5 protein-coding genes and 1 pseudogene are annotated in these 3524 nt (G+C 67.1%); all 6 read left to right on the forward strand.

Going from position 1 to position 3524, the window contains the following annotated elements:
- Positions 1-132 precede the first annotated feature (132 nt).
- Positions 133-1360, forward strand: a pseudogene (locus ACOI1H_RS24205) (site-specific DNA-methyltransferase).
- The gene (locus ACOI1H_RS24210; RefSeq protein ID WP_422440772.1) at positions 1360-1848 is read left to right on the forward strand and encodes a hypothetical protein; all 489 of its coding nucleotides are present in this window, start codon (positions 1360-1362) and stop codon (positions 1846-1848) included. Before ACOI1H_RS24205 ends, ACOI1H_RS24210 begins: the two are co-directional and overlap by 1 nt.
- Positions 1849-2059: 211 nt before the next feature.
- Positions 2060-2200 (forward strand): hypothetical protein, encoded by a 141-nt coding sequence (locus ACOI1H_RS24215; protein WP_422440774.1) that lies wholly within the window; start codon positions 2060-2062, stop codon positions 2198-2200.
- A complete protein-coding gene (locus ACOI1H_RS24220) occupies positions 2197-2646 on the forward strand; it encodes a phage terminase small subunit P27 family (RefSeq protein ID WP_422440776.1) in 450 nt (149 codons plus the stop codon). The genes ACOI1H_RS24215 and ACOI1H_RS24220 overlap by 4 nt, the downstream gene beginning before the upstream one ends.
- Before the next feature lie 4 nt (positions 2647-2650).
- Positions 2651-3244 (forward strand): phage terminase small subunit P27 family, encoded by a 594-nt coding sequence (locus tag ACOI1H_RS24225; RefSeq protein WP_422440777.1) that lies wholly within the window; start codon positions 2651-2653, stop codon positions 3242-3244.
- Positions 3245-3318: 74 nt separating this feature from the next.
- Positions 3319-3524 (forward strand): recombinase family protein (locus tag ACOI1H_RS24230; RefSeq protein WP_422440778.1); only part of this gene is annotated, 206 nt, incomplete at its 3' end.

Below are 3524 nucleotides of genomic sequence, written 5' to 3' on the forward strand. Positions count from 1 at the left end.
TAGCGTTATGATATCCTTGTCGCACGCCTCCGCATATGTCCGGACGGGGGCTGCGGAGGTGCCATGACGACGACCCAGACGAACGACGCTGTGCAGGAACGCCATGACGCCCCCTGTTCCCCGGCCGGCGATCTGCGGCTGGAACAGCGCCCCATCGAGACCTTGATCCCTTACGCCCGCAATGCGCGGACGCACAGCCCGGCGCAGGTGGCGCTGATCGCGGGGTCGATCCGGGAGTATGGCTTCACCAACCCGGTGCTGGTGGACGGTGAGAACGGCATCATTGCGGGGCATGGCCGAGGATGGCCGCGCGGACGCTGGGGTTGGCGCGCGTGCCGGTGATCGAGTTGGCGCATCTGAGCCCTGCGCAGAAGCGGGCCTACATCCTGGCCGACAACAAGCTGGCGGAACAGGCAGGCTGGGACAAGGACCTGCTGGCGCTGGAGGTGGGCGCGCTCTCCGATCTGGGCATCGACCTCGCGGACCTCGGCTTCGCTGCGGGCGAGATCGATGCGCTGCTCCGGGCGGGACAAGCCGATCCGCGGGAGGATGAGACGCCGGAGGTGCCGGCCGTGCCCGTGTCGCGCGCGGGGGATCTGTGGTGCCTGGGGTCGCACCGGCTGCTCTGCGGCGATGCGACGGACGCAGCGGGGGTCACACGTCTGCTCAACGGGGTCACACCGCATCTGATGGTCACCGATCCGCCCTACGGCGTGATGTACGATCCGGACTGGCGCAACCGGGCCGGTGCTGCCGAGACGAAGCGCACCGGCAAGGTGATGAACGACGACCGGGCCGAATGGCGCGAAGCCTGGGCGCTGTTCCCGGGCGATGTGGCCTATGTCTGGCACGGCGCACTGCATGCCACCACCGTGGCCGAGAGCCTCGCCGCCTGCGGCTTCGATGTGCGCAGCCAGATCATATCTGGGCCAAGGAACGTCTGGTGCTGAGCCGGGGCGACTATCACTGGCAGCACGAGCCCGCGTGGTATGCCGTACGGCGCAAGGCGACTGGACACTGGGCGGGGGACCGCAAGCAGACGACCCTGTGGCAGATCCCGAGCCGCGATCAGGATGCGCAGACCGTGCATGGCACCCAGAAGCCGGTGGAGTGCATGCGCCGACCGATGCTGAACAACGCCAGCGCCGGCCAGGCCGTCTACGAGCCGTTCTGCGGATCGGGCACGACGCTGATCGCGGCGGAGACGACGGGGCGGGTCTGTTACGCCATGGAGCTGGACCCGGCCTATGTTGATGTGGCGGTGAAGCGCTGGCAGACCTTTACCGGGCAGGCTGCAACTCTGGACGGTGGTGACAGCTTCACGGCGGTGGCTGACGCCCGTGCCAAGGATGATGCGTGATGGCGCGGCCCGAGAAGCGCTTGACCCCTGAGCAGGTGGCGGAGGTGGAGACGCTCGCGGCCGTGCTGACGGTGGGCCAGATGGCGGATTACTTCGGGATCGGCCGGACCACCTTCTTTGCCATCATCGAGCGGGAAGCGGAGGTTGCCGAACGTTATAAAAGGGGGAAAGCCCGGGCCATTGGTGCCATTGCGCAGAGCCTGATCAGCAAGGCGCGGGGCGGCGACACCACGTCGATGATCTTCTACCTCAAGACCCAGGCTGGCTGGCGCGAAACCGATCGGCTAAAACACACCGGGGCGGAAGGCGGTCCCATCACATCGATCGTGCGCCAGATCGTCAGCCCCACCGACAAGCTGCGGACGCTGATCGAGGGCTACGCAGAGCGGCAGGTGGGACCGGCGATGGACCATGCGGGCGCGAGTGGACGCCCCGGACAGCCGCTGTCCCTCGCGGACACGGATCCCGCAGCAGAGGCCACGCCATGACCCGGGGGGGCGGTCAGAACTCGGGCGCTGTCGCATCGGGACCGGCGCGGGGCGGAAACCTTCCACGGCCGCGAAATTGCCGACCGGGTCCCAGCCCACGGGAAGTGCGCCGGAGTTCCGTATTCATTGGCATTCCACACCACAGGGGGTGGCCCTGATGCCGCAAAACAGTCGACCAAGTGTGGGTGCATTCCCACTGCGGGACAAGACCGTGCCAGACGACAGTTGGACGGCTCACCTGTCGCACCGGTGCCAAGCCGGGACGGCGCTGCTGTGCCGCTCTCCGTTCTCTGCGGACCTCGTGTGGACGGCGTCCCAGCTCTCCATCATCGTCGCCAGCGTGCCCGCATGAGGGGCCGCAAGCCCAAGCCCACGGCGCTGAAGCTGATCGAGGGAAACCCCGGCAAGCGCCCGCTCAACGGACGCGAGCCAAGGCCGCCCACCAGCCTGCCGACCTGTCCCTCGCACCTGTCGGCGGCGGCAAAGGCGGAGTGGAAGCGGCTGGCGCGCATGCTGAACGAGATCGGCCTGCTGACGCAGATCGACCGGGGTGTGCTGGCCGCCTATTGTCAGGCCTATGGCCGATGGGTGGAAGCCGAAAAGAAGCTCGCTGTCACGCCGCCCATCCTGAAGACCCCGGCCGGCTACGTGCAGGTCAGCCCCTGGATCACCATTGCCAACCGGCAGGTGGAGCTGATGACGCGGCTGATGGGGGAGCTCGGCCTGTCGCCCTCGTCGCGGTCCCGCCTGGCGGTCGACGTGCAGTCTGGCCCCGACCTGTCCGAATGGGGGCTGTAGGGCGATGATGGGTCGCAAGCCTAGCCCCACCGCACTCCGCCGCGCGAACGGCAACCCCGGTAAGCGCGGTTACAATGCCGCTGAACCACTGCCGCCTGACGGGTTGCCGGACTGTCCGCCGCATCTGTCGTCGGTCGCACAGGACGAATGGCACCGGCTGGCACCCGGCCTGTTCGACATGGGTGTGCTGACGATCGTCGATCGCGCGGCGCTTGCGGCCTACTGCCAGTGCTACGGCCGCTGGGTCGAGGCGGAAGAGCGGATGCGCGAGACGCCGGCGATGATCCGGACGCCCTCGGGCTACGTGCAGCAATCGCCATGGATGTCGGTTGCCAACAAGCAGCTGGAATTGATGGGGCGCTACATGGCCGAGTTCGGCATGACGCCGGCGTCCCGGTCCCGGGTCCAGGCGCTGAGGGTTGAGGCTGCCGCAGATGAACCCGTCACGCAGATCGACATCATGCTGGTCTCGACCGACGCCGATGGCAACCGGGTCGAACAGCCGATGAACCCTTCAGGATCGCCATCGCGCCTGGAGGACCAGAAGCGCCGCATCACCCGGTCCGACGTGGTTTATGTGACAGATACCTTCGACTAACCCACTGATCTAGCTACGGATAGCTGCCAAACGGGTGTACACATCTGCGCAACCAGCGACAGGCAGGTGTGTACATGGTCAGCAATGGTGTCCCGGTTTTGCGGTACGTCGCCTATGAGCGGGTCTCGACCGCCCGCCAGGGCAGCAGCGGCCTGGGTCTGGAGGCGCAGCGGCAGACGATTGCACAGTTCGCAGTGACACGGGACGCCACGGTGATCGGCCGCTTCACCGAGGTCGAAAGCGGGCGCAATCCCGATCGCCCGGAACTGTCGAAGGCCCT

Source organism: Loktanella sp. DJP18 (assembly GCF_049310965.1).
In the GTDB taxonomy this organism is placed as follows: Bacteria; Pseudomonadota; Alphaproteobacteria; order Rhodobacterales; family Rhodobacteraceae; genus Loktanella.